At 58.7% G+C, this 23,830-nt stretch carries 15 protein-coding genes, 2 tRNA genes and 1 pseudogene; 4 read left to right on the top strand and 14 right to left on the bottom strand.

Features of this window, described 5'->3' with window-relative positions; genetic code table 11:
- From HMPREF2749_RS03015 to HMPREF2749_RS03025, 3 genes and pseudogenes are all read right to left on the bottom strand, one after another.
- Positions 1–213 (bottom strand): annotated as a pseudogene (locus tag HMPREF2749_RS03015) (peptidase); the annotation flags it as partial.
- A 538-nt stretch (positions 214–751) separates the two neighbouring features.
- Positions 752–1,552, bottom strand: coding sequence for an SDR family oxidoreductase (locus HMPREF2749_RS03020; protein ID WP_049363086.1), 801 nt, complete (start codon positions 1,550–1,552; stop codon positions 752–754).
- Positions 1,553–1,692: 140 nt separating this feature from the next.
- Positions 1,693–2,007: a hypothetical protein gene (locus HMPREF2749_RS03025; RefSeq protein ID WP_044150362.1), complete on the bottom strand. Its 315-nt coding sequence runs from the start codon at positions 2,005–2,007 to the stop codon at positions 1,693–1,695.
- 204 nt (positions 2,008–2,211) lie between these two features.
- Between HMPREF2749_RS03025 and HMPREF2749_RS03030 the strand changes: the two genes are divergently transcribed.
- The 4 genes from HMPREF2749_RS03030 to HMPREF2749_RS03045 all read left to right on the top strand — a co-directional run bounded on the left by HMPREF2749_RS03030 (position 2,212) and on the right by HMPREF2749_RS03045 (position 7,984).
- Complete coding sequence (locus tag HMPREF2749_RS03030) at positions 2,212–2,526, top strand: hypothetical protein (RefSeq protein WP_070593396.1); 315 nt, start codon at positions 2,212–2,214, stop codon at positions 2,524–2,526.
- Between the two features lie 19 nt (positions 2,527–2,545).
- Positions 2,546–5,278: a valine--tRNA ligase gene (valS, locus tag HMPREF2749_RS03035; RefSeq protein WP_070593397.1), complete on the top strand. Its 2,733-nt coding sequence runs from the start codon at positions 2,546–2,548 to the stop codon at positions 5,276–5,278.
- Between the two features lie 752 nt (positions 5,279–6,030).
- Entirely contained in the window at positions 6,031–6,237 is a 207-nt protein-coding gene (locus HMPREF2749_RS03040) for a hypothetical protein (protein WP_049349110.1), read from the top strand.
- Positions 6,238–6,418: 181 nt separating this feature from the next.
- Entirely contained in the window at positions 6,419–7,984 is a 1,566-nt protein-coding gene (locus HMPREF2749_RS03045; protein WP_070593398.1) for an LssY C-terminal domain-containing protein, read from the top strand.
- A 139-nt stretch (positions 7,985–8,123) separates the two neighbouring features.
- Here the strand turns inward: HMPREF2749_RS03045 and HMPREF2749_RS03050 are convergent, their stop codons facing one another.
- The 11 genes from HMPREF2749_RS03050 to HMPREF2749_RS03100 all read right to left on the bottom strand — a co-directional run bounded on the left by HMPREF2749_RS03050 (position 8,124) and on the right by HMPREF2749_RS03100 (position 23,827).
- Positions 8,124–8,765 carry a DsbA family oxidoreductase gene (locus tag HMPREF2749_RS03050; RefSeq protein WP_070593399.1) on the bottom strand — a complete coding sequence of 214 codons (642 nt, stop codon included), beginning with the start codon at positions 8,763–8,765 and terminating at the stop codon, positions 8,124–8,126.
- A gap of 188 nt (positions 8,766–8,953) precedes the next feature.
- Positions 8,954–10,276 (bottom strand): ATP-dependent Clp protease ATP-binding subunit ClpX, encoded by a 1,323-nt coding sequence (gene clpX, locus HMPREF2749_RS03055; protein ID WP_049342216.1) that lies wholly within the window; start codon positions 10,274–10,276, stop codon positions 8,954–8,956.
- A 500-nt stretch (positions 10,277–10,776) separates the two neighbouring features.
- Positions 10,777–11,466, bottom strand: coding sequence for an ATP-dependent Clp protease proteolytic subunit (locus HMPREF2749_RS03060; RefSeq protein WP_012903382.1), 690 nt, complete (start codon positions 11,464–11,466; stop codon positions 10,777–10,779).
- 5 nt (positions 11,467–11,471) lie between these two features.
- Positions 11,472–12,125, bottom strand: coding sequence for an ATP-dependent Clp protease proteolytic subunit (locus HMPREF2749_RS03065; RefSeq protein ID WP_005505718.1), 654 nt, complete (start codon positions 12,123–12,125; stop codon positions 11,472–11,474).
- 354 nt (positions 12,126–12,479) lie between these two features.
- The gene (gene tig, locus HMPREF2749_RS03070; RefSeq protein WP_049342083.1) at positions 12,480–13,781 is read right to left on the bottom strand and encodes a trigger factor; all 1,302 of its coding nucleotides are present in this window, start codon (positions 13,779–13,781) and stop codon (positions 12,480–12,482) included.
- Positions 13,782–13,888: 107 nt separating this feature from the next.
- Positions 13,889–13,963: transfer RNA gene (locus tag HMPREF2749_RS03075), tRNA-Pro, on the bottom strand.
- A gap of 518 nt (positions 13,964–14,481) precedes the next feature.
- Positions 14,482–17,337: an SNF2-related protein gene (locus tag HMPREF2749_RS03080; protein WP_246823491.1), complete on the bottom strand. Its 2,856-nt coding sequence runs from the start codon at positions 17,335–17,337 to the stop codon at positions 14,482–14,484.
- Positions 17,338–17,354: 17 nt separating this feature from the next.
- Positions 17,355–20,354, bottom strand: coding sequence for a restriction endonuclease (locus tag HMPREF2749_RS03085; protein ID WP_070593400.1), 3,000 nt, complete (start codon positions 20,352–20,354; stop codon positions 17,355–17,357).
- A 15-nt stretch (positions 20,355–20,369) separates the two neighbouring features.
- Positions 20,370–22,304 (bottom strand): site-specific DNA-methyltransferase, encoded by a 1,935-nt coding sequence (locus tag HMPREF2749_RS03090; RefSeq protein WP_070593401.1) that lies wholly within the window; start codon positions 22,302–22,304, stop codon positions 20,370–20,372.
- 494 nt (positions 22,305–22,798) lie between these two features.
- Positions 22,799–22,869 (bottom strand) — tRNA-Gly (locus HMPREF2749_RS03095).
- 73 nt (positions 22,870–22,942) lie between these two features.
- Positions 22,943–23,827, bottom strand: coding sequence for an Fpg/Nei family DNA glycosylase (locus HMPREF2749_RS03100; protein WP_070593402.1), 885 nt, complete (start codon positions 23,825–23,827; stop codon positions 22,943–22,945).
- Between the last annotated feature and the right edge of the window lie 3 nt (positions 23,828–23,830).

Raw genomic sequence — 23,830 nt, forward strand, 5'->3', positions numbered from 1 at the left:
CTTAGGAGCTTCGGTTGCCTCAGCCTTGGGAGTCTCGGTTGCGTTGCCGCCGGGCAGGGAAGAAGTCTGAGAAGATGCCTTCTGATCAACAACCTGCTGCTGCTGATCGGCGGGTGCTTCTGCCGCAAAGGTTGCCGGGATTGCTGCTACAGAACCAGCGGTAAAAGCTGCCGCAGCTGCGATCTTGTAAACGCGACGGGTAGTCTTCGACATTTTTCCTCGATCTCTGATTATCGGTGGTGAACCTACGCGGTGTGCCTCCGTCTTTGAGGGGCGCGCAGATTCACACATGGGTGTGACTGCTAAAAGGTTAACACCCAACTCTGAGTCTTCTGCCCTCTTAATGCCCGCTTTAAGTAACTGTAATGAAATCGTTATAAAACCACCCCTCAAGTTGAGGGTTATTACAGACCAATTATGGTGTTTTGTGGTCATATACTGACATGTGAACACCGGTAACCCTACATTTTGATTGCATTTGAAGAAAATATAATACTTTCCATAGATGATTTCACCCCAACTATTTCACCATGGTGAACCTTAAAGTCTCACGTACCACTTTATAGTTCCATCAAGTACTCCTTGATACCTCTCCCCCACCTATTCCCGCCCCGCTTGGCACCCGGATCAAAGCTCCACACAAGCCACAGACCTCCCCGCGTACAAACAAAAAGCCTCGCCCGCATCCTAAGAATCAGGAATGCAGGCGAGGCAAGTTACCCCCGCATCAGCGGACGCAAGAGCACAAAGCTTAGCTCTCCTTGCGAATCACCTTGAACTGGCTCGGCTGCGCCACCGGGCGAATCGTAATGCGGTCAAGGTTCACGTGGTGCGGAACGTTCAACGCAAAGGTCACGGTCTGCGCCACGTCCTCTGCGGTCAGCGGCTTCTCAACACCCGCATAGACGCGCTCGGCGGCTTCCTTGGAACCCAGACGATTTAGGGAGAACTCCTCGGTGTGCACCATGCCCGGGCAAATCTCAATCACGCGAACGTTATATTCCGCTTCTTCCAGGCGGAGCGCCTCCGTCAGGCCGCGAGCGCCGAACTTCGCCGCATTGTATCCGGCACCGCCCTCGTAACCGTGCTCGGCTGCAGTGGAGGTCAGGTTCAGGATCGTGCCGTGACCGTTCAGGCGCAACGCCTCCGCGAAGGCACGCACCATGTGCAGAATACCGAGAACATTCATCTGGTACATCTTCAAATAATCGGTAGGCTTGCCGTCGGCAACCTTATCCACGCCAATAGCACCACCGGCAATATTGACCAGGGCGTCAATGGTGCCCTGCTCCTCCAGGATCTGCTCGGCAACAAAGCGGACGGAATGCTCGTCGGTCACGTCGCAGGTCACCGGGTGAGCGCCGGTTTCCGCGTAGAGAGTGTAGAGGCGGTCGGTGCGACGAGCCAGAGCATAGACGGTCCAGCCGCTTGCTACTAGCTGCTGCACGGTGGCTCGGCCAATACCGCTGGAGGCGCCGGTCACCACGGCAACTTTGCCGTCGCCGGTATGGGGCAGGAAAGGAGATGCAGGAATGTGGGTGTTCTCAGTCATACTTTAATCCTAGTAGAGTGATGCCCGCGGGTGCTCTGTTCGAGCAGACCCGCGGGCATGTATTTTGAAATTTTCGATAGCGAGATAGATGCCGACAATGCCACCATTCAGGACGAACGGTACAGACGCTGTCACACCTACTACTTGCGGCGACGAGGCAAACCCCAACGACTCCTGCCGCCGTCACGGAACCCGAGGCGGTGCTCAAAATACACGGGCGAGCTACTACCGGTCTTGATGGTGTCCGGAGGGACCGTGCCTTCACGCGCCGACATCAGATAAAGAATCGCGGCACCGGGCATGAACGCAATCAGAGGCAGTACGAAACGCATACGCGCCTCACCGTAACCGCTACGCACCGTCAAATGCCAGACGCACAACGCAACCAGCACCAGGTGCAGTATCAGCAGAACGGTTTCAGACGTGCCCAAACCAAAAATACTCAGAGAACTCATTGGCAACTCCTCAAAGGTCGTGTATCTTCAGTCTACGCCGCGCCCGCTCTGCTGAGAAGGATTCGTGGGCATTGATACTGCAGATTTTCGCGCATACACTGCAGGTAATCAGGGGCAGCAATATTAGGGGGTCTCTCCCCCATTACCGTTTCCACCGAGTTTGTCACTGAATCGCCGATTACTCCTCATATTGGGAACCTCCACATGACAGCAATACCGCACCAGCGCATCACCGACCTTAAAGAGCAGCGCCGCACCCTCCAGCAGCGGGCGCGCAGCATCCGTGCCACCACCGGACTCCCCTACAGTTCCGAAGTTCACCTACTGCTCGGGCAGAGCTACCTCGACCCCGCCAGCTGGCAGGATCTCACCGCCTCCGGCGGGGTACGCGCCGCAGTACACAGGACACAATTTGCGCGCCGGTACCGGCACCTCCTGGCACGTCTAGAAGCCGCAATCAAGCAGTACGAACAGGCAAGCACAGCGCAGAATTCCCCTGGAGCTGAGAGAATGCCGTGAATATGAGAAAATAGCCGTTATGGCTGAAAACATTTTGGGCTCAGACTCGCCCGTACAGATTAACGTTCCCGACCGCCCCGCCCTCGAAGGCCTCGAAGAGAAGCTCTCGCAGCGCTGGGCCGACGAGAAGACCTACGCATTCGACGAGAACACCACTCGCGAACAGGTCTACTCCATTGACACCCCGCCGCCGACCGCATCCGGCTCCCTGCACGTGGGTCACATGTTCTCCTACACCCAGACCGACGTCATTGCACGCTACCAGCGCATGACCGGCAAGAACGTGTTCTACCCCCTCGGCTGGGATGACAACGGCCTGCCCACCGAACGCCGCGTTCAGAACTACTACGGCGTTCTCTGCGACCCCTCCGTGGCAGACAACGACTCCTTCCGCGACCTGATCACCTGGAAGGCAGACGGCACCCCCAAGCCCGACCGCAGCCAGGCAAAGTGGCCGCGCATCTCCCGCAACAACTTCATTGAACTCTGTGAAGAGCTCGCGGTTGAAGACGAGAAGGTCTTCGAAAACCTCTTCACCACCCTGGGTCTGTCCGTTGACTGGTCGCGCACCTACCGCACCATCGACGCGCACTCCCGCAAGGTCTCCCAGCTCGCCTTCCTGAAGGACCTGGAAGCAGGCAACGCCTACATGGCTGAAGCACCGACCATGTGGGACGTCACTTTCCGCACCGCAGTGGCACAGGCTGAGCTGGAAGACAAGGAACGCCCCGGCGCGTACCACCGCATCAGCTTCCACCGCCCCAACGGCGAGAAGGTCTGGATTGAGACCACCCGCCCCGAGCTGTTGCCCTCCTGTGTGGCTCTCGTGGCGCACCCGGACGACGAGCGTTACAAGCCGCTGTTCGGCACCACCGTCACCTCCCCGCTGTTCGGCGTTGAGGTCGAAATTAAGGCGCACCCGCTGGCACAGCCCGACAAGGGTGCCGGTATCGCCATGATCTGTACCTTCGGTGACACCACCGACGTCACCTGGTGGCGTGAACTGCAGCTGGACACCCGCGCCCTCATCGGTCGCGACGGCCGTTTCTCCCGCGAAACCCCCGAGTGGATCACCTCCGCTGAGGGTCGCGAGCGCTACGAGCGCATGGCTGGCGCCACCGTCTTCACCGCACAGAAGACCGTCGTGGAAATGCTGGTTGAGGCTGGCGAAATGGACGGCGACCCCAAGCCGATTACCCACCCCGTGAAGTTCTACGAGAAGGGCGACAAGCCCCTCGAAATCGTTGCTTCCCGCCAGTGGTACATCCGCAACGGTGGCCGTGACGCTGCACGCCGCGAGAAGCTCATCGAGCGCGGCCGTGAGATGAACTGGTACCCCTCCTTCATGCGTAGCCGCTACGAGAACTGGGTTGAGGGTCTGAACGGCGACTGGCTGATTTCTCGCCAGCGTTTCTTCGGTGTTCCCTTCCCCGTCTGGTACCCGCTGGACGCTGAGGGCGAGCCGGACTACGAGAACCCGATTCTGCCTTCTGAGGACATGCTGCCGGTTGACCCCGCCTCTCAGGCTGCTCCCGGTTACACCGAGGATCAGCGCGGCGTAGCGGGCGGCTTCATTGCCGACCCGGACGTTCTGGACACCTGGGCTACCTCCTCCCTGACCCCGCAGATTGCGACCGGTTGGGGTGTGAACCCGGACCTGCACGCGAAGACCTTCCCCATGGATCTGCGCCCGCAGGGTCACGACATTATCCGTACCTGGCTGTTCTCCACCGCTGTTCGCGCGGAGACCCTGGCTTCCTCCGTGCCGTGGTACAACACCGCGCTCTCCGGCTGGATTCTCGACCCGGACCGCAAGAAGATGTCCAAGTCTAAGGGCAACGTTGTGGTCCCCAACGAGGTTCTGGAGAAGTACGGTTCGGACGCTGTGCGCTACTGGGCTGCTTCCGCTCGCCTGGGTGCTGACACCGCCTACGACGAAGGCCAGATGAAGATTGGTCGCCGCCTGGCGATCAAGCTGCTGAACGCATCCAAGTTCGTGCTGAACCTGGGCGCTACCGAGAAGTCTGTCATTACTTCTCAGGCTCAGGGCCGCGTGCTCATCAACGCCCTGGACCGCTCCCTGCTGGCTCGCCTGGCGTACCTGATTGAAGAGGCAACCGCTGCGTTCGAGAAGTACGAGTACGCTCGTGCCCTGCAGATTTGCGAGAGCTTCTTCTGGTCCTTCACCGACGACTTCGTCGAGCTGATTAAGGACCGTGCGTACGGTGCTCGCGGCGAAGAGGAGCAGGCTTCTGTTCTGGCTGCGCTGGCAACCACCCTGGATGCTCTGCTGCGTCTGTTCGCTCCCTTCCTGCCGTTCGTGACCGAAGAGATTTGGTCCTGGTGGCGTGCAGGTAGCGTGCACCGCGCCGAGTGGCCGCAGGCACTGCCCATCCTGGAAGGCGCCCTGCTGGCTGAGTACTCCGCTCAGAACCCGACCGCCGGCATTTCGGCTCAGTGGGTCCTGGCGGACGCTGACCCGGCTCAGATTGAGTCGCTGAAGCAGATTCTGCCGGATGTTGCTGAGGCTCTGGGTGGTCTGCGTAAGGCTAAGAGCGACGCGAAGGTTAAGCAGCGCACCGAGGTTGAGTCCGCAACTATTGCGGCTCCCCAGGCTCAGCTGGATCGCATTGCTGCTGGCATGGCTGATCTGAAGGCTGCCGGTAACGCTCGTGAGCTGTCCCTGGTGGCGGCTGAGGGCGAGCTGGAGGTTCGCGACGTTGTACTCGTTGTGGAAGAAGCAGCTGAGTAATCGAATCTAACGTTCATTGCTTAGTGACATAACACCGAGTTGGTGTTGAGGACGGGGCGGTACCGATTGACGGTACCGCCCCGTTTTCTGTGTCTGCGGTTCGTTGGTTTCTGCAGGCAAGGTACCCGGAGAGCGTGATGCTCGACTGCGGGCGGTGCTTTGTATGGCGCTTTTACGACTCTGACTAGAGGCTTTACACATTCGGTACCCGCGGGTGCCCGTACCCATCCCTAGCACCTTCACAACCTCCTCCCCCAATAATGTGGGTTTTAGTCTGCTGTTCTGTAGGGATTATGTGGGATTTTCAATCCCTTTTTCTGTTCATCAATGTGCAAAGAGCATAATCAACCTTATGAGATTGACTGTCACTTTATGTATGATTGTTGATGCGAGGGTTTTACCATCGGGAACAACCCTCTATTCAACTTCAGCAACAGACAAATCACCGGTACGAGCAAGACATACCCCGACCAACCGCACGACAATAAACCACCCGTCAGGCGCAGCGATGCGTCCTGACTCTGACCCGCGCCAAAGTAGGCGCACCCCATATCCTCATGAATTCATACTCATCCTCTTCCGGATTACCGAACAAACCCCAGGCGAGGCAGAGCTCAACCCCGAGCTCACCGCCAGGAGCGCAAGCAAACATTTCCCCCGATCAACTTCAGCACTACCACGCAAGCCTGAACGAATACATCAGCCAGGCACGCGAACACGCCCGGGCACTACGTGACAGCTACACCAACGAAGTGTACGACCTGTGGCATCAGCACATTTCCACCAGCGCCGCCGCCGATGAGGCGAGCATCGCCTCCGGTTCGTTGACCGCTCAGCAACTTGAGGAACTGACCCGCAAGTGGGTGCGCCTCATGCGTGAAAGCCGCGACATGCTGCACCACGAAAGCTCTATTGCGGCGGCACGCGCCGCTGTGGAGGCTAAGCCCCTCCCCGAGTAGGGTCACCCTTTATTTCTTTCGCGCGGCAACGCCAGCACTCCGCGTTGTACCGCGTTTTTCTGCGGCGGGGCTATCGAGCCAAGCGATTAAGCCCTGCCCGGAATGCGTACTTCACATAACCTGCCCCTTGCTATAGTTATGGATATTCAAAGACCCTAACTATGTTGCAGAAAGGGCGGGAATGTCCCACCAAAAACGCGTCCTGCGGCCTATACGTAGCGATGTTGCTCCCCCAGTCACCTCGCCACCGGTTTACCGTGGCGATATTGACACGCGCGGTGCGGCGCAAGACCTCGTGCCGCGTAGCTTCTGGGTTGATTTCTGGGACACTCTCTTCTTTATCTTCGCCGGCGTCGCCGCCCTCGTGCTGACCTTCATGATTCTGGCGAATACGGTCGGCCACTCTTTTTGGGGCGTGCCCATCGCCTTTATCTTCTGGGCGGTCACCGCGTACCTGACGCTACCGCGTTTTCACGCCATCATGACCCGCATCTACGTGCCCGATTACTTCATTGGGCGCACCCGCACCCCGGACGGCCTGCTCGGCGACCCGGTCAATATCGGCCTGATTGGTACCGAGGAGCAGATTCACCAGGTCATGCAGGATGCAGGCTGGACCCGTGCTGACGACGTCACCCTCGTCTCCTCGTGGAAGATTATTATCTCCACCATCACCCGCCGTTCCTACGCGGAGGCGCCGGTCTCCCCGCTAAAAATTTTTGGTAAGACGCAGGCTTTCGCCTACCAGAAGGAAGTGGACGGCAACCCCGAGAAACGCCACCACGTGCGCTTCTGGAAAACCCCGAACGGCTGGCTTCTGCCTGGTGGTCACCAGGTGGATTGGTTAGCGGCGGGCACGTACGACTCCGGCGTGGGTTTCAGCTTCTTCACCCTGCAGGTCACGCACCGCATCGATGCTGAAACCGACTTTGAGCGCGACTACATTGTGGAGTCCATCCAGTACGCTCACCCGGAAACTCACGTTGAGATTCTGCACGATTTTTCCTCCGGTTACCACGCCCGTAACGGCGGCGGCGACGCGATCCGCACGGACGGCGCGCTCCCGGTCATCGTGCTGAACAATGAGGGTCTGGAGCCGCAGGAGCAGGAAGAAATTCACCTCTCCAGCGCGCACGACCTGGCGTACCGTATGCCGCTGAGCCTGCTGATCGGTTCGGGTATGCTCATCGCCGTGACCCTCGCCGACATTGTCAACAGCGTCATTTTGGCGCTCAGCCGCCCGGCACTTCGCGCCAAGCTGCTGGAGGAAGGCTCCGGCAACGACATTGAGCTGCTGGACCTCTTCGATCAGGTGGATAGCGACGTACTGCTGACCATTACCGGTACGGTGCTGGTTGGTTTTGTAGCAATTTATTCGGCGGTGCACCTGTTCCTGCTGTGGAGCACGTTGCGCGGCTCGTCGAAGGCTCGTCGCCTGGCTCTGCTGTTGACTGCGTTGAACTTCGCAGCGATTACCGGCGGTGTGCTGTGGGGCCACCAGTCCCTGCCGCTGTCCACGATTTTCTTCCAGCTGGGTGTTGCGGTGTTTGCGATGCTGGCGTTCACCTCGGATGCGGCGGTCCAGTACACGGCAACCCGCACCTTCCACATGCGCGATACGAAGATCGTGCAGCGTGCAACGCACCCGAAGGTTCTGGAGCACAGGGCACAGCGCAAGGCTCAGAAAGCGCTGAAAGCACAGAAGGCGCACAAGGCTACCTCTGCAAGTAGCGCTCACCGCGCGTAGATCGTACGTTTCAGCGCAACATAGTGAATAGAAAAGTACCGCCCGGTCAGTACTGACCGGGCGGTACTTTTTTGCTCTACGACCGCAGACTCTACCGAGCCTGCGTGCATTGCAGGATTCTCAGCACATTGCAGGGTTCTTAGGCTTCGCCGTTTTCGCCGTGGAAAATCGGGCCCACGTTACGGGGGCGCTTGAGCTCAAAGAAGCCGGGGTAGGAAGCCAGCGCCAGGGCGCCGTCGAAGAGCTTACCTGCCTCTTCACCGGCGGGGCTCGGGGAGATGACCGGGCCGAAGAAGGCGGTGCCGTTAATGGAAATCAGCGGAACACCCACATCGGTGCCGCCCACGGTCTCCAGTGCGAGGTCCAGGGAGGCGCGCATCTGCTCATCGTACTGATCGGTGAAGGCTACGTCCGCCAGCTCTGCGGGCAGATTGACCTCCTCCAGCGCCTTGACGATTGCATCGCGGTAGGAATCGGCCTTGTTGCTGTTGTGGTGAATCTGCTCGCCCAGAGCGTCGTAGAGGGGCTTAATAACCTCGTTACCGTGCAGCTCGCGCACAGCGGTGATGAGGCGGGTCGGCGCCCAGGACTGGTCCATCATTGCCTGGTAGTCGGCGGGCAGGTCGCGGCCCTGGTTGTGCATGGACAGCGAGAAGGGGCGCCAGGTCACCTCAACGTTGCGGACCTTCTGCACCTCGCCAATCCAGCGGGAGGTAATCCAGCACCAGGGGCAGATCGGGTCGAACCAGAAATCAATCTGTGCGGGTGCGTTCTCAGCCATGAGTGTTCCTCTCTCATACGGTTGCGCCAGCCGCTTCTATGAGCCGGCGCTTATTCTTCGGTACACGCTCTTCAGCACACGTTCTTCAGGACATGCCAGCGAGAGCAGTACCTGCTAGTGAGCCGTCACCCCGTATAACAGGGGCGACGGCTTCTTTATTCCCTAGCCTGTCGGCTGGAAGTATTCGGTTATGCCGCCTGACGGTCCGCTTCCTTCAGGGAGGCGGCCTTCGCCTCCCCCTTTACGGTGCGGGTGGTCTCGGTTTCGGGGTCGGGCGCCTGCAGCACGTAGCGGGGTTCCGTGCCGTTGAGCACGGTGTCCTCACCGATGACGATGGACACCACATCGGTGCGGTCCGGGATGTCGAACATAATCGGCTGCAGAATCTGCTCCATCATGGCGCGCAGGCCGCGGGCACCGGTGCCGCGTTCGGCGGCGAGGCGGGCAATAGCCGCGACCGCAGCGTCGTCGAGGACCAGGTCCACGCCGTCCAGGGCGAAGAGGTGACGGTACTGCTTGAGCAGCGCGTTCTTCGGTTCCGTCAGCACGCGAGCCAGCTCTTCTTCGTTGAGCTCACTCAGAGTCGAGATGACCGGCAGGCGGCCAATCAGCTCGGGGATAATGCCGTAGTGCGCCAGGTCCTCGGGCATGATCTGGTCCAGTGGGTTCTTCACGGAACCGCCCAGTTCAGCGCCGAAACCGATGCCGCCGGCACCCACTCGGGCTGCGATGCGGTCGTCAATATTGTCGAAGGCGCCAGCCACGATGAAGAGAATGTTCGAGGTATCAATCTCAATATTCGCGTGTGCCGGGTGCTTGCGTCCGCCCTCCGGCGGTACGGTCGCCACGGTGCCCTCAATAATCTTCAGCAGCGCCTGCTGCACGCCCTCACCGGACACGTCACGGGTGATGGAGAGGTTCTCGCCGCCCTTGCGGGCAATCTTGTCGATCTCGTCAATGTAGATGATGCCGCGCTGAGCCTTAGCAATATCACCGTCAGCGGCGTTGATGAGGCGCAGCAGAATGTTCTCCACGTCATCACCCACGTAGCCCGCCTCGGTGAGGGTGGTTGCGTCGACCAGGGCGAAGGGCACATCCAGCTTCTTCGCCAGGGTTGCCGCCAGGTAGGTTTTACCGCAGCCGGTCGGTCCGAGCATCAGAATATTCGACTTGCCCAGCTCCACCTGCTCCCCCGCGGTCGCCGAAAGAATGCGGGAGGTCAGCACCGGGTTATCAATATCGTGGATGCGCTTGTAGTGGTTGTACACCGCCACCGCCAGGGTCCGCTTCGCCGCGTCCTGACCGATGATGTAGTCGTTGAGGTAGCTGTAAATTTCGCGCGGAGTAGCCAGCTGAGATGCAGGCGCCGCCGCGGAGGATTTCACCTTCAGACGCTCTTCAGTGAGGATCTCTTCGCACAGCTCCACGCATTCGTCGCAGATGGAAACATTCGGGCCGAGCACAATCTTGAAAACCTGCGCGCGAGTCTTCTTGCAGAAGGAGCATCGCATGCTGGCGTTGGGCTGTTCGGGAGGCACAATGATGTCTGTGGCCACGAAGATTCCCTTTCGATCGGCGTGGTGAAATCGGTGCAGAAGGGTCAGTGACCTGATATCTGCGGTGATTTCTCAGGAGGGGCACCGGCGGGTGGTGGGCGCCGTGGTTTGAGTGAGAAACCGGTATGAAATACTCGAATTTTCTCCCTCTCTAAGGCTACCGGAGTTCACCCCGGAACTCAGAATTACGCACCGCAAATGAACGGACTTACCGGGCATATGACAAAGCGCGTCTTTTATGACGGCGGCGGGGCTGATACTCCGGCATATGACGGTAGGCTGTGACGCTAAAGCCCGACAAGAAAGCGCAGGTCAACGCAACATATCAGCCTGCCTTGCCGTACCCCTGGCGGGCGCAAAAAGGGCGGCACCGCACCGCGCACCAGCCCGAAGGCTCGCACACGAAGCGATGCCGCCCCTCCCCCGAAAAACGCTCGGGGATATTCCTCAAAACTTTAGGTGTGGGAAATAGCGGTGTTGGTCGCAGGCTTACGCAGCTTACGAGACTCCAGCACCTTATCGACCAGGCCGTACTCCAGGGCAGCAGCCGCAGTCAGAATGTTGTCACGCTCAATGGAGCGGTCAACTTCCTCGTAGGTCTTGCCCGAGTGCAGTGCCAGGGTCTGTGCAGTCCACTCACGCATACGCATAACCTCGTTCGCGTGAATCTCAATGTCAGATGCCTGACCGCCCTGCTGACCGCTCAGCGCGGGCTGGTGAATCAGCACGCGAGCGTTCGGCAGTGCCAGACGCTTGCCGGGGGTACCGGCAGCCAGCAGAACCGCCGCAGCGGATGCCGCCTGGCCCAGGCACACGGTCTGGATCTCGGGGCGGATGAACTGCATGGTGTCGTAGATAGCGGTCATTGCGGTGAAGGAGCCGCCGGGCGAGTTGATGTACAGGGTGATGTCACGCTCGGGGTCCTGTGCCTCCAGCACCAGCAGCTGAGCCATGATGTCGTCAGCGGATGCGTCGTCCACCTGGGTGCCCAGGAAGATGATGCGGTCCTCGAACAGCTTTGCGTACGGGTCCTGACGCTTGTAACCGTAGGGGGTGCGCTCCTCGAAGCTGGGGAGCACGTAGCGGTTGCTCGGCATAGCCGGCGCCGAGGTGGTGATATCGTTCGGCAGGTAGTTCATATGCATCTCCCTTATGCGTTCTTCGATTCGGGCAGCTTACCGGCGGTGGTGGCAATGTGGTCGAAGAAGCCGTATTCCAGGCCCTCTTCCGCGTTGAACCAGTTGTCGCGGTCGTTATCCTTCAGGATGGTTTCCAGGCTCTTGCCGGTGCGCTCAGCGGTGATCTCTGCCAGGCGCTTCTTCATGTCCAGAATCAGCTCAGCCTGGGTGCGGATATCCGATGCGGTACCGCCAATACCGCCGAGGGGCTGGTGCATGAGGATGCGGGCGTTCGGGGTTGCGTAGCGCTTGCCGATGGTGCCTGCGGTGAGCAGGAACTGACCCATGGATGCTGCCATACCGGTCACCACGGTCACCACGTCGTTCGGGATGAGCTGCATGGTGTCGTAGATTGCCATACCAGCGGTCACGGAGCCGCCGGGCGAGTTGATGTACAGGTAGATGTCTGCCTCGGGGTCTTCAGCCGAGAGCAACAGCATCTGGGAGCAGATGAGGTTAGCGTTGGAGTCGCGCACCTCGGAGCCGAGCCAGATAATGCGCTCCTTCAGGAGGCTGTTGTAGACGTAATCTTCCTGGGCACCAACGATGGGGGTTGCCATAGACGGCGCGGGCGCCACGCCGGCTGCCTGGGAGGCGCCGATGGGCAGAGGCATGTAGCTGGACATTCTTCCTCTTCTTCTCTAATGGGTCTTCGCTGCATCTTTGCGCGATTTACGCGCCGGAGCGCACGCGAAAAGTTTCGTTGCTACTACCTTACCGATAGTTGCTCTCCCCCGCTTCCCTTCGGGTTGTTCGTTCGCCAGGGGGTGAAGCACAGCGTGAAGCACAGCGCTCAGCATATGCGGTACTGACGAGCCTGCATACGCGTTCGGGAGCAAATCGGGGGTGATTCTGGGGGTGAAAAGAGCCTCAGCGGGCACCCAACCGGTAATTCGGTGGATGCCCGCTGAGGCTACACGTTTCAAGCAATCAGCGCACGCCCTCTAGCGGGGTGGCTTCTTGCAGACCGTGGCAGGGATTTAGGCAGCTGCCTCTTCGCCCTCGCCCAGGTACTTGGACAGGTCAACAACGTTGCCCTTGGTGTCCTTGACCACTGCGGTCTTCAGCACTGCTGCCAGAGCCTTGGAGCGGCGAACCTCGCCGACCAGTGCGCCTGCCTGGCCGGAGCCGTCCAGCATCTGTGCGAACTGGTTGGGGTCCATGCCGTACTGGGAGCTCATGGTGATGATGTAGTTGATCATCTCAGCCTGGTCAACGGTCACTTCTTCCTTGTCCGCAACAGCGTCGAGAACCATCTCGTTCTTGAATGCGGTCTCGGTGTTCTCACGAACCTCGGCGCGGTGCTCCTCGGTGTCGTGGCCTGCTTCAGCGTTGGGGTTGTTGAAGTGCTGCTCGAGCTGGTCCTCGATTACCTTCTCGGGGACGGGGATCTCAACGAGCTCAACGAGCTTTGCGAGGACCTTGTCGCGTGCCTGGGTGCCCTGCTCGGCAACCTTAGCTTCTGCAACCTGCTTCTTGATGTCTTCCTTCAGCTCGTCGATGGTGTCGAACTCGGAAGCCAGCTGTGCGAACTCGTCGTCAGCTGCGGGCAGCTCGCGCTCCTTGACTGCGGAGAGCTTGACCTTGATAACAGCCTGCTCGCCTGCGTGCTCGCCGCCGGAGAGCTTGGTCTCGAAGGTTGCATCCTCGCCAGCGGACAGGCCGGTCAGAGCCTCGTCGATGCCGTCGAGCATGGTGCCGGAACCGATCTGGTAGGACAGGTCGTTTGCTGCGTCTACCTGCTCGCCGTCGATTTCTGCGGCGATGTCGATGGTCACGAAGTCCTTGTCAGCTGCGGGGCGCTCAACGGTCTTCAGGGTGCCGAAGCGCTCACGCAGAGCGTCCAGTGCCTGAACCTCGTCCTCAGCGGTGACCTCTACCTCGTCAACCTCAACCTCGAGGCCCTCGTAGTTGGGCAGCTCGATTTCGGGGCGGACGGTGACGGTGATGGTCAGCTTGAGGTCTGCCTCACGGTTCTCGGTGGAGGGCTGGGACTGAACGTCCAGCTCGGGCTGTGCCAGGGGGGAGAGTTCGTTCTCGCCCAGTGCCTGTGCGTAGTAGTCGTTCAGAGCGTCGTTCAGGGATGCCTCGACGATGTAGTCGAAGCCCGCACGCTGCTCGATGAGCTGCTTGGGCAGCTTACCCTTGCGGAAGCCGGGAACACTGATCTGACCCGAGAGGTTCTTGTAGGTGCGGTCCAGGTAGGGCTTGAATTCTGCGAAGGGAACCTCGACCTCAATCTTTGCGAGGGTCGGGTTGAGCTTCTCGACGGCGGTCTTCACGTCCGTGATCTCCTCATATAGTTTCGGTGCGGCACGAATCGTGTGTGCCGCGGTTGCTTAGTGGAAAGAGCGCCACGACCCTGTAGCGTCGCGGCAACCGTTTCACGTCGGGGCGACAGGATTCGAACCTGCGATCTCCTGCTCCCAAAGCAGGCGCGTTAGCCAAGCTACGCCACGCCCCGTGAAACCGACCGTGTTGCGCACTTGCGTGTTTAACACAGTCAGTGCCCTAGTTTACCTGTTTTCCCGCTAAATGCCCAACACAGCGGCTCGTGCGCGGTTTATTTCCACTGAGCGCGTACTCCCCTATCTCCCTTGGTTTTGTAGGGTGTTTTGTGTGGATGCGAGGTGGAGGGGATGACGAGCTGGAGCGTGCGGATTCCGAGCGCGCGAGGAAATAAATCCGCATGCGTAAGCGAATCCCGTCATCCCCGCAACGAAAAAGGCCCCGGCGCTTGCGCCGGAGCCTTTGAAGTGGAGACCTAGACTCCGCATTTGATAAACAACGTACCTAGCCCTTGTTGGGTCTGTGCGGGTTTCTAGCCCGAATACCTCCATTTCAGGGTAGATCCGCTTTTGCGTCAACTAGCCTGCCCGAGCTTGCTGATGGTCCTGTAGGGGTACGGGATGTGTCGAGTGTGGTCCGCAGGGCCAGTTGCATTGTCAGGTTGTGGCACGGGGATGTGTGACGGGTGTGGGTCTACTCGACCTCCCAGGATACGGTGAATAGTTCGTTGGTTTCTTCCTTGGGTTCTAGGGCCATGGATGCTTTCTCGAGGTAGGCGTCGGATTCAGCGCGGAGTTTGTCGCGTTGACGGCGGTATTCGTCGTCGGCTTCTTCGGCTTTGCGTCGCCACGAGCGTGCTTCGCGGGTGAGTTTGAGTTGCTCGGCCGTGTTCTTGGCTTTGCGTGCTGCCTTGCTAGCGGTGGTTTCTTTGGCATGGTAGTCGCGGATTTTCGCGTCGAAGGTGGCTTTGAGATCTAGGCGGGCGGCATCGATGAGTTCTTCTTGTTGCAGATAGAAGATGGCGTTGCGTTCTTGAACGTCAACCCCAACGGTTTGACGCAGCTGGTGAATCGTATCCTCGAACCCTCGGGTGCTGACCTGGGTGGGTTGTGCGGAGACACAATTCAGGTCGAGTAGGTCGCGAATTTGCTCCTGGTCCATGGGGGTGCCGTCAGCGAAGAAGCCTGCCAGGAGTAGGTAGGTTTCTTTAAGCGGTTGGTCTGCGGCTTGCATGGTGAAGGTGACCTGGTGGGCGCTGATCCGTCCGCTGCGGCCACGCAGCCGTTTGGCGATGGCCGTGGCCCTGTTGCTTCCGTGTGTTTGGAAGACCAGGTGTGCTGGCGGGGTAGGGCGTGTCTTAGCGGCAGCGACCACCCATTGGGCTAGGTCGCTGGCGTAGCGGTATTGGTGCGCGCCGGCGCGTGGCTGGGATTTGAAGAAGTAGTTGCCAGTGGGGATCCCGGCCGCGGGGGCTTTGGTGAGGGTGAACTGGGTGCCGGTGTCGTTAAAGGACGCGTAGCCGCCTAGTTCGTGGCGGGTCAGGTCGATAAGGAGGCGTTCGAAAGCGTTGAGCACGACGCCGGTTTGGGCGTCGTAGGACTTGAGTTTGTCGCGCACCTTGGGGTCGAGGTTGTCGAAGACTTGCTTGCGGGTGCGTTTCATTTCCCGGTCGATTTGTGCACTGTAGCGGGCTTCGAGCTCGTTGAAAGCTTGCTCGATCTGCTCTGCGGTGGTGCAGCACTCGAGGATCGCGGCAATGTTTTTCTCAAAGTCCAGGCCGTCTTCGATTTGACCGAGGACTTCGTCAGAGGCCCCGAACACGGAGGTGAAGAGTTTGAACTTTTCGGTCAGCAACTGCAGGATGCGTTCTTCTGCGACGTTGCCTTTGTTAGAAAAGTTCACCACGATCACGTTGTGTTTCTGCCCGAAACGGTGGACGCGGCCGATGCGTTGTTCCACGCGTTGCGGGTTCCAGGGCAGGTCGTAGTTGACCAGCATGGAGCAGAACTGCAGGTTGATACCTTCTGCAGCGGCTTCGGTAGCGATCATGAGACGGCCACGCTTGCGGAACTCATCGACCAGGGCTTTGCGCCGGTCAGCGGCCGGGATACCGGTAATCAGGTCACTGCCTTCGTTTTCTTTTAGCCAGGCTTGGTAGATCTGGTTCGCGTGGGCGCTGTTGTTCGTACCGTTAAACAGAACAATGCCTTCGCCCCAACCAGCCTCCGTAAGGCTGCGGGCGAGGTAGTCCTGAGTGACGGTGGAGTCGGTGAAGATAATGGCTTTTTCAGGCGCGCCAATCTCACGCAGACGATCAAAGCCTTGCTCGAGCGCGTCGACGAGTTTGACGGCTTTCTGGTTGACCGTGATCGAGCGCGCCAAATCCGCATAGGAGCGTAGCTCAGCAACCTCAGCCAGCATCGACTCCCGATCCGCGCCAGATAAGGAGGTAGAGTCAGATGCAGTGTTGGTTTCGTTGCTCTCTTGGGCGTCTTCTCGTTCTTCACCGGTCAAGTCCGGGTCGCTGATGAAGCCCCCAGCATCGTTACGCCGCATGCCCGCTTTGGCCTCTGCCTCCAATCGGGCGGCGATAGACGCCAGCGTGGACGCGACCGCGTAAGACGACGAGCCCAGACGCTTACGCACGATCAGCGCGGACAGGTGGCGTTGGGATTTGGAAAACGCCCACAGAAACGGCCGTTGCAGGTAGGCGTTGATCTTCTCATACAGTTCGGCCTCGGCCCGACTGGGGTTGAACGCAACCGTCAGCGGCATGCGGGTGGTGAAACGAATGTACTTATCCGCATCTCGCCGTAGCGTGCGCTTAGCGATCTGAGCGACTCGCTTAGCCAGATCATCATTACCCACACCACCTGGGTTTTTCACGTAGCGTTCTTTGAACGCATCCAGGGAACGGAAATAGTCCGGGTCGAAAACACTGACGAGGCCGTAGAGTTCTTCGAGCCGGTTCTGCAGGGGTGTGGCGGTGAGCATGACAGTCTTGGACGAGGCACGGCAGATACGTGCCACGTTCGCGGCGATCTTGGCCTGCCCCGTCCAGTACGCGCGCAGCCGGTGGGCCTCATCGCACACCACCACATCCCAATGACGCGTCAAGGCCAGATGCTGGGAATTGGCGAACTCATAGGAACAAATCAACACCTGCTCACGGGCATTGGGAGTCAGTCGCTCGTCCAGGTTGCCGCGTTCAAGCAGGCTCGCTGGGAGTGCGAATTTCTCGTCCAGCTCTTGCCTCCACTGCTGGCGCAGCGAAGAGGGTGCGATGATGAGGATGCGGCGTTTGCGTTCAGCCCAGTACTGGCTGATTACGATCCCGGCCTCGATGGTTTTACCCAAGCCAACCTCGTCAGCCAGGATCACGCCCGGGGTGAAGGGGGTGCGCAAAGCGAACAGTGCCGCGTCCACTTGGTGGGGTTTAGGTTCGACCTGGGCGTCAAAGAGCAGCCCCGCCAGTTTGCCCACGTGATCGCTCGCGTAGGAGCGATCCAGCTCGTAGGCGTAGAACTTGGCCTGGTAATCGCTAAGCACACTATCCTCCATCATGTTTACAGCCCCCAGTTGTCCGGGGCGGCGACCTTGTAGTTGACTCCGATGGCTTCGAAGTGCTTGATCGCCGAGTTAATCTTCGCGTTCTCACCCGGGCGACGCTTAGTCGGATTCAGGCTCGACTTGGTCTCTCGGATCAAATACAACCGGTCCTGGCCCTCCTCGGTCTTGACCTCGGTCTTGACCTCGGTCTTGATGATCGCCCAGTCCGGGTTGTAATCACCCACCGGGGTGGGGATACGGAACTTATCCGGCAGTTTCATGAACAAGCGGATGTCTTCTCGGCCGTCCAGGTACTCGGCAAACTGACGTTCGACCTCAGAGTCATAGACGACGTAGTTAAAGTCCGTTTTTTCCGTGTTGGCCACCTGGTAGAGCTGGTCAAGGAAGCGGTCTTTCTCCTCAAGGCCGTCTTCTTGTAGCTCGCGCAGTTCGTAGATACTCCCGCCAATCTTCTCGTACTGGATGCCTTCAACCACCACGTGAGCGAGCTCTTCTTGAATACAGGTCGATGCCATCTTGATGAAGTCGTTCGGGTTATCCAAAAACTCCCCAAGCCTCCCAGAAGCGATGAGGATATCAATAATCGTTTTTCGGGTCAGCGAGGTCGCTTCCTGTAGCTGGGCCACGATATCGGGCAGCGGGTAGGAGCCAGTCAGGTTCACGCCACGCAACCCGAGCGTGCTGCCCTTGGTACCGCCACGAGTCATCGTCATTTTCGTGCGCGTGACCTGGATACGGATCGGCTCGATCTCGGGAGCCGTCTTAATCCGGTTCACACACGCGTCCACCAGTGCCTGGCGTTCAAAGTTGACCCGGTAGGTGGTACGCTGGGTGATCTTGTCCCAGAACTCCTCAAACCCGGGGGCTGCGTACAGTTCCTTGTTCAGTTTGCGGGTCACACGCTTGCGCTTGCGTTTGATGATGGTTTCCATCTTGCAGGCGTTGACGATGTTGATGACATCATCCTCATACTCCGCATACTGCCCGGGCAGCTTGATAGTGAAGCCAAGCTGCTCGGGCACCCAGCTGCCCTGAACCTCGCCCTGGTCGTTTATGTAACCGCGCTGGTGGAGGTGATCCCAGATCTTGGCCGAATGTTTCGCGCCCAGAACGGTTTCTTTCCCATCAACCATGATCGGCAGGCGCGAGAATTCCTGCTTACGCACAAAGCCGATCGCCACACCCGCCTTCTGGTACTCGTTCTGGAGCGCGGAAGCAAACGCCTGATACGACTCATTAGCCACCACCGTTAACTGCGCCAGCCCGGCATCACTAATGCGCTGCCCGGCCTGGTTCACCGGTAGACGCAGGCCACGACCAATCGTCTGGCGGCGCTCGGTTTCCGAGGCCATGTCACGCAGCATGCAGATCTGGAACACGTTCGGGTTATCCCAGCCCTCACTCAACGCGGAGTGGGAAAAAACGAACCGCACCGGCTCATCCATGCTGAGCAGACGGGCCTTGTCACGCATGATCAACTCATACGCGTCATCATCCGCCTTGGTCTTGCCAGACGAGTCCTTGAACGTCATCACCGCGCTCTTGCCCTTACCAGACTTCTTCATCTGAGCGAAATAGCCACTGCGCGCTTCCAACGCCGTAGCAGGCATGATGGCCTTGGCCTCGGGCTGGCGAGCCAGTTCCTCGGCGTAAAGCTCATCGAACCAGGCGGCAAAGTCGCCGTTCGCGTCCAGGTTGTTTATCCCGTCTCCGAGATAGGAAGCGACCTTATCGATAAAGAACAAGGACAACACTTTGATGCCCTTGGCGTGGACCGTGAGTTCCTTACGGATGTGCTCGCGGATGGTCTCGCGGATCATCTCCCTGAACACCGCGTCCTGGTTCGAGCCAATCTCATCCCCAACATGCAGGTACCCGTGGTTGGACAGTTCGATGCGTTCAGGCTCAACGCTGATCTCGCTCACCCGCCAGTTGCCCTCATAAGCCGGGTTACCGCCAGAAAGCCGCTCCAGATCATCACCCAGCGTGGCGGTCACCTTGCGCTTGGCATACGAGCCGTCCTTCTTACGGCACATCAACTTCAGGGAAGCCTTGAACGGGTCACGAGACACCCCAGGAAGCAGCTTCACATACGGCTTAGCCGTGCTACCAAGCTCCTGAGCGTCCGAGACCACGATCGTCTTCACCAGGCCGAGCTGGTGGGCATCCAGCGGGTCCAGCCGGTACACCAGGTTACGGATCTCCCGGTGGGTTGCGGAGTAGCGTAACGTGCACAACGGATTCAGATCAGCTACCGCTAACTGAGACGGATCCGTCCCCATTTTTTTCTGGGGCTCATCCATGATCACGATCGGACGAGTCGCCTGCAGATAATCCAGGGGGCGAAGCCCTGCAAGCTTGTCCCTGTTCTGGTGCATGATGCGCGTGTTCTCATCCCCACGCAGCGAATCAATCGTCATCACCAGAAACTGCAAACTCGTTGCCGACGCGAAGTCACGCACCTCCTCGGCACGCTTGCCCGAATACACCGAAGCATCCATATTGATCTCCGGGTACAAGTGGCGGAAATGCTCACGCATCAAATCAATCGAGGTCTTCACACCCTCGCGGATCGCCACCGACGGCACCAGAATGATGAACTTGGTAAACCGGTAACGCTTGGCCAACTCAAACGCGGTACGCAAATACACGTAGGTCTTACCCGTACCGGTTTCCATCTCCACATCAAAGTGCAGACCATCAGTAAGCGCCTGAGCGCTCTCCAGGCCATTACGGTCTTGGACCCGCTGCAAGTTCGCCAGGATCGTGTCCTCATCCAGCACCAGGTTGTTACCCACCGCGCCGACCTCGGCAGCGATATCCAAACTCGCCTGACCAGACACTTCGCCCTGGTCAGACAAGGCCGGCTCGGACGGCGACAGCCGGAACGTGGTCACCAACTGGTCCGCGTCCGCGGGCTGCCCATCGAACAAGTCCGTGACCGCTTCGATAGCGGAAGCCTGATAAGGCTGATGAGGATCAAACTGAAAACGCATCGCATCCACTCTCTCTTAAGCCGTCCACAAGTCAACGCCGTGGGAGCGGCATTCCTGAACCAGGTTCGTCTTGAGCACGTCATCACCCTGGAAAGCATCCTCAAGCACTACCAGGCGACCCGGTTCAAGGGCGACCATGGCGCGCAGTTGCTCCAGGGTGGGCTTGACGTGCTCGTTCAGGTAAGCGACCACAAGGTCATCAGCCACGCTGAACGCCTCCAGCCCGGCCACATCCACACGCTCAACCTGCTCAGTCAGCGAGAAACCGAGCTTGAGTAGCACCTCAGTCAGTAGCGCTTCAGGGCGGGCGTCGTCATCTACGGACTCACCCATGCCAGCGAACAATCCCGTGAGTTCTTCCTCGGACAGTGAGGAGTCCGCACGCCACTTCGCAAAATTCGTGTCAACAAGCTTGTAAGCGCGGAAGCCGACATCGAGGCTCTCAGCACGCCCATCAAGCTTGGCAGACTCTTCCTCCAGAATCTTCGCCCCAGCACGGCGGATACGCTCGCGTGTAATCTCTGCGATGTTCGCGTAACCGGCTTTGTGGGCCTCAGACGTCTCATCCGTCGGTTCAGGCAACTGCACCGAAATACACCGACGATTCCCGCCATCCTCAGCATTCAACGCCATGACAGCATGAGCAGTCGTACCCGAACCAGCAAAGAAATCTAGGATTATGGACTCCTGACAGGAACCCAACCTCAACATGTACTGAATTAATGACACTGACTTCGGAAAATCAAATGGAGTCTTACCAAACAGTGACCCCATAGTTTCCTTACCATTTTCATGATTAAAGGTGGAGTCAAGAAGAATTGACTTGCTCTTTGTTCGACTCGACCGTTCATCGAGATAGTCTTTGCGGAAGACTGTCCATCTTCCTGTCGACGCCTGATGCCCGCACAAAAGCTCGAGATTCGCCTCAGCTTTATCCTTTCCCCAAGTCCAACAACCATCTACTCCCTTAGAGTTTCTTGGATAGACTTCCTGCGAATAGTCCTCACTAGGTGTCAGGGATACCTTCAAGGTGACGGGATCAACGTAAAATGGATAGAACAAGTTTGGTCGGTTTTCTCGATTGAATACTGGGTTGCGGTTTCGCAGTTCTAGGAGGCGATATTGCCCGACTGCGTCATGCAGCTTATATTCGGCGATTGCTTTGTCGCTTTTTGGGATCAGGCTAATGGCCTCGGAAGAAAGAGACCTGGTGTAAACCAACACATACTCATGGGTTTTTGCAATAAACCGATCGAAGGTGCGACCTCGAGGATTAGTCTGCGCAATCAGCAAGGAGATGAAGTTTTGCTCGCCAAAAATGTTGTCAAGCAACAACTTCAGATTATTTACTTCATTGTCATCAATGCTTACAAAAAGAACCCCGTCATGCCGCAACAAATTCCTGGCCAGCTTGAGCCGGGGATACATCATGTTGAGCCAGTTGGAGTGGAAACGTCCGTCTGACTCGGTGTTGGTCGAAAGTTTTCCTTCAGTATCAGACTGACCCGTACGCTCGAGGTAAGTGCCGATCGGGTCTGCATAGTTGTCGGAGTAGACGAAGTCGTTGCCAGTGTTGTACGGAGGGTCGATGTAGATCATTTTGATCTGGCCGTAGTAGTGCTTCTGCAACACTTTCAACACTTCGAGGTTGTCGCCTTCGATGACGACATTGCCTGTGGTGTCCCAGTTCAGGGAGTTGTCTCGATCTGGAGCAAGCGTGGCCGTGGTGGGTGTTTGGGCGGCACGGATGGCTTGTGTCTTACCCGGCCAAAACAAACCGAAACGCTCGGTGCCGGTTGCGGCGTCATCGCCGAGTACAGCCTGGAGCGCGGCGACATCGATCTTGCCGTCAGCAACGACCTCAGGCAGGAGGTCTGCGAGCTTGCGTGCAACGTCGGTGTGAAGGTTCGGTGTTGTGGGCGGAACCTGCTGGATGTCTTCTTCGTTCATTCTTCTGTACTCCGGTGTTTGTTGGGATTGGGATGAAACGTTGAGGTCGGCCTATCTGTCATCTTGTCAGGTATGGCCTCCTTGGGCAGTGTCATCACCTCGAAGTGTTGAATCTGTACCCTGGCTTCAAAAATCGTCCTGAATGCCTCGCGGCATTGAGTTTCATTATTCGCACTACTAGCATACACGTCATCGAAAGACGAAGCCCCAAGGTTGGCGTCCAGGCGTGCGAGTAGTGCTTGGGCATGATGGAACGCTGTTGCATCTTCGCTGCCGTCGGGCAATTGGGCTATAAAGCGATCCCGGTTGCCTTCCAAGACTTGACTGCTCAGGCTGTGTGCTGTGTGGCCGGTGATGTGGAGGGGATGACGAGCTGGAGCATGCGGATTCCGAGCGCGCGAGGAAACAAATCCGCATGCGGAAGGGATTCCCGTCATCCCCTCGAGGGAAAAAGAAAGGGCCTCGACGCGAAAGCGTCGAGACCCTAAATCTCGAGGGGATGACGGGAATCGAACCCGCGTAATCAGTTTGGAAGACTGAGGCTTTACCATTAAGCTACATCCCCGGAATGGAACTTGACTATAGTAGCGAGGTTCCATCTGGGCTGTCAAATATTTGAGTAGTTTTTAGACCTGTTTTCAGACCTGGCAGCCGGGGCACCAGTAGAGTTTGCGGCCGGCAATTTCTTCCATGCGGATGGTCGTTCCGCAGCGGCGGCAGGGCTCGCCGTGGTGCATGTACACGTAGTTGGCGTGGTCGGGCCAGGCTTCGGTTTCGGGCACGCCGGGGCGGTCTTCAGGTTCGGTGGTGATGATGCGCCCCACGCGCACGCCAATGACCAGCAGGTGTTTATTGTCTTCCCAGAGTCGCTCCAGTTCCTCGTCACTGAGGCTCTTGCCGGGGCGTAGCGGGTCAATTTCCTGGCGGTACAGCGACTCGGCGCGGAAGATATTGCCCACACCGGAGATTGCCGCCTGATCCATCAAAATCACGCCAATCGGGCGGGAGCTCTTGCGTGCCGCGCGGTAGAACTGTTCGGGGTCGGCGTCCGGGTTGAGCGGGTCGGGGCCGAGCTTGGAGCGGACGGTGCGCACCTCCTCCGGGGTGAGGGTACGGCAGATAGTAGGGCCCACCAGGTCCGCCCAGCCGTGCTCCGAAACAATACGGCAACGCACCGTACTCTTCGGTTCGGGAGGACCGGCGTAAGGCTCCCCCTCCCCCGCCGCGTATTCTTTTTCGCCGATCTTGCGGGGCGCGCCAATGCTCGAAGCACCCGTGAACGTCTCGTCCCCGCCGAAGCTCCAGTTACCGTAAATACCCAGGTGCACGTTCAGGGTCAGGTCGTTCTCGAAGGTCACGAACAGGTGCTTACCGTGCGCGTACGCCCCGGTGATGGTGTGCCCGTCCAGCAGGGCGGCACCCTCGGCGTAGCGGCCCTGCGGGGAGGAAACCTGCACGCACTCGCCGGTGAAGACGTCACTGATTTGGCGGGCAATACGGTGGATAGAGTGGCCTTCGGGCACGGG

This window comes from Rothia sp. HMSC075F09 (assembly GCF_001810515.1).
Taxonomy (GTDB): domain Bacteria; phylum Actinomycetota; class Actinomycetes; order Actinomycetales; family Micrococcaceae; genus Rothia.

Excerpts from the sequence above, each read along its gene's own strand:
- HMPREF2749_RS03025 (WP_044150362.1), bottom strand. The coding sequence starts at position 2,007 with ATGAGTTCTCTGAGTATTTTTGGTTTGGGCACGTCTGAAACCGTTCTG.
- valS (WP_070593397.1), top strand. The coding sequence starts at position 2,546 with ATGGCTGAAAACATTTTGGGCTCAGACTCGCCCGTACAGATTAACGTT.
- HMPREF2749_RS03090 (WP_070593401.1), bottom strand. The coding sequence starts at position 22,304 with ATGAACGAAGAAGACATCCAGCAGGTTCCGCCCACAACACCGAACCTT.
- clpX (WP_049342216.1), bottom strand. The coding sequence starts at position 10,276 with ATGCGATGCTCCTTCTGCAAGAAGACTCGCGCGCAGGTTTTCAAGATT.
- HMPREF2749_RS03020 (WP_049363086.1), bottom strand. The coding sequence starts at position 1,552 with ATGACTGAGAACACCCACATTCCTGCATCTCCTTTCCTGCCCCATACC.
- HMPREF2749_RS03085 (WP_070593400.1), bottom strand. The coding sequence starts at position 20,354 with ATGCGTTTTCAGTTTGATCCTCATCAGCCTTATCAGGCTTCCGCTATC.
- HMPREF2749_RS03045 (WP_070593398.1), top strand. The coding sequence starts at position 6,419 with ATGTCCCACCAAAAACGCGTCCTGCGGCCTATACGTAGCGATGTTGCT.
- HMPREF2749_RS03065 (WP_005505718.1), bottom strand. The coding sequence starts at position 12,125 with ATGTCCAGCTACATGCCTCTGCCCATCGGCGCCTCCCAGGCAGCCGGC.
- HMPREF2749_RS03050 (WP_070593399.1), bottom strand. The coding sequence starts at position 8,765 with ATGGCTGAGAACGCACCCGCACAGATTGATTTCTGGTTCGACCCGATC.
- HMPREF2749_RS03060 (WP_012903382.1), bottom strand. The coding sequence starts at position 11,466 with ATGCATATGAACTACCTGCCGAACGATATCACCACCTCGGCGCCGGCT.
- HMPREF2749_RS03030 (WP_070593396.1), top strand. The coding sequence starts at position 2,212 with ATGACAGCAATACCGCACCAGCGCATCACCGACCTTAAAGAGCAGCGC.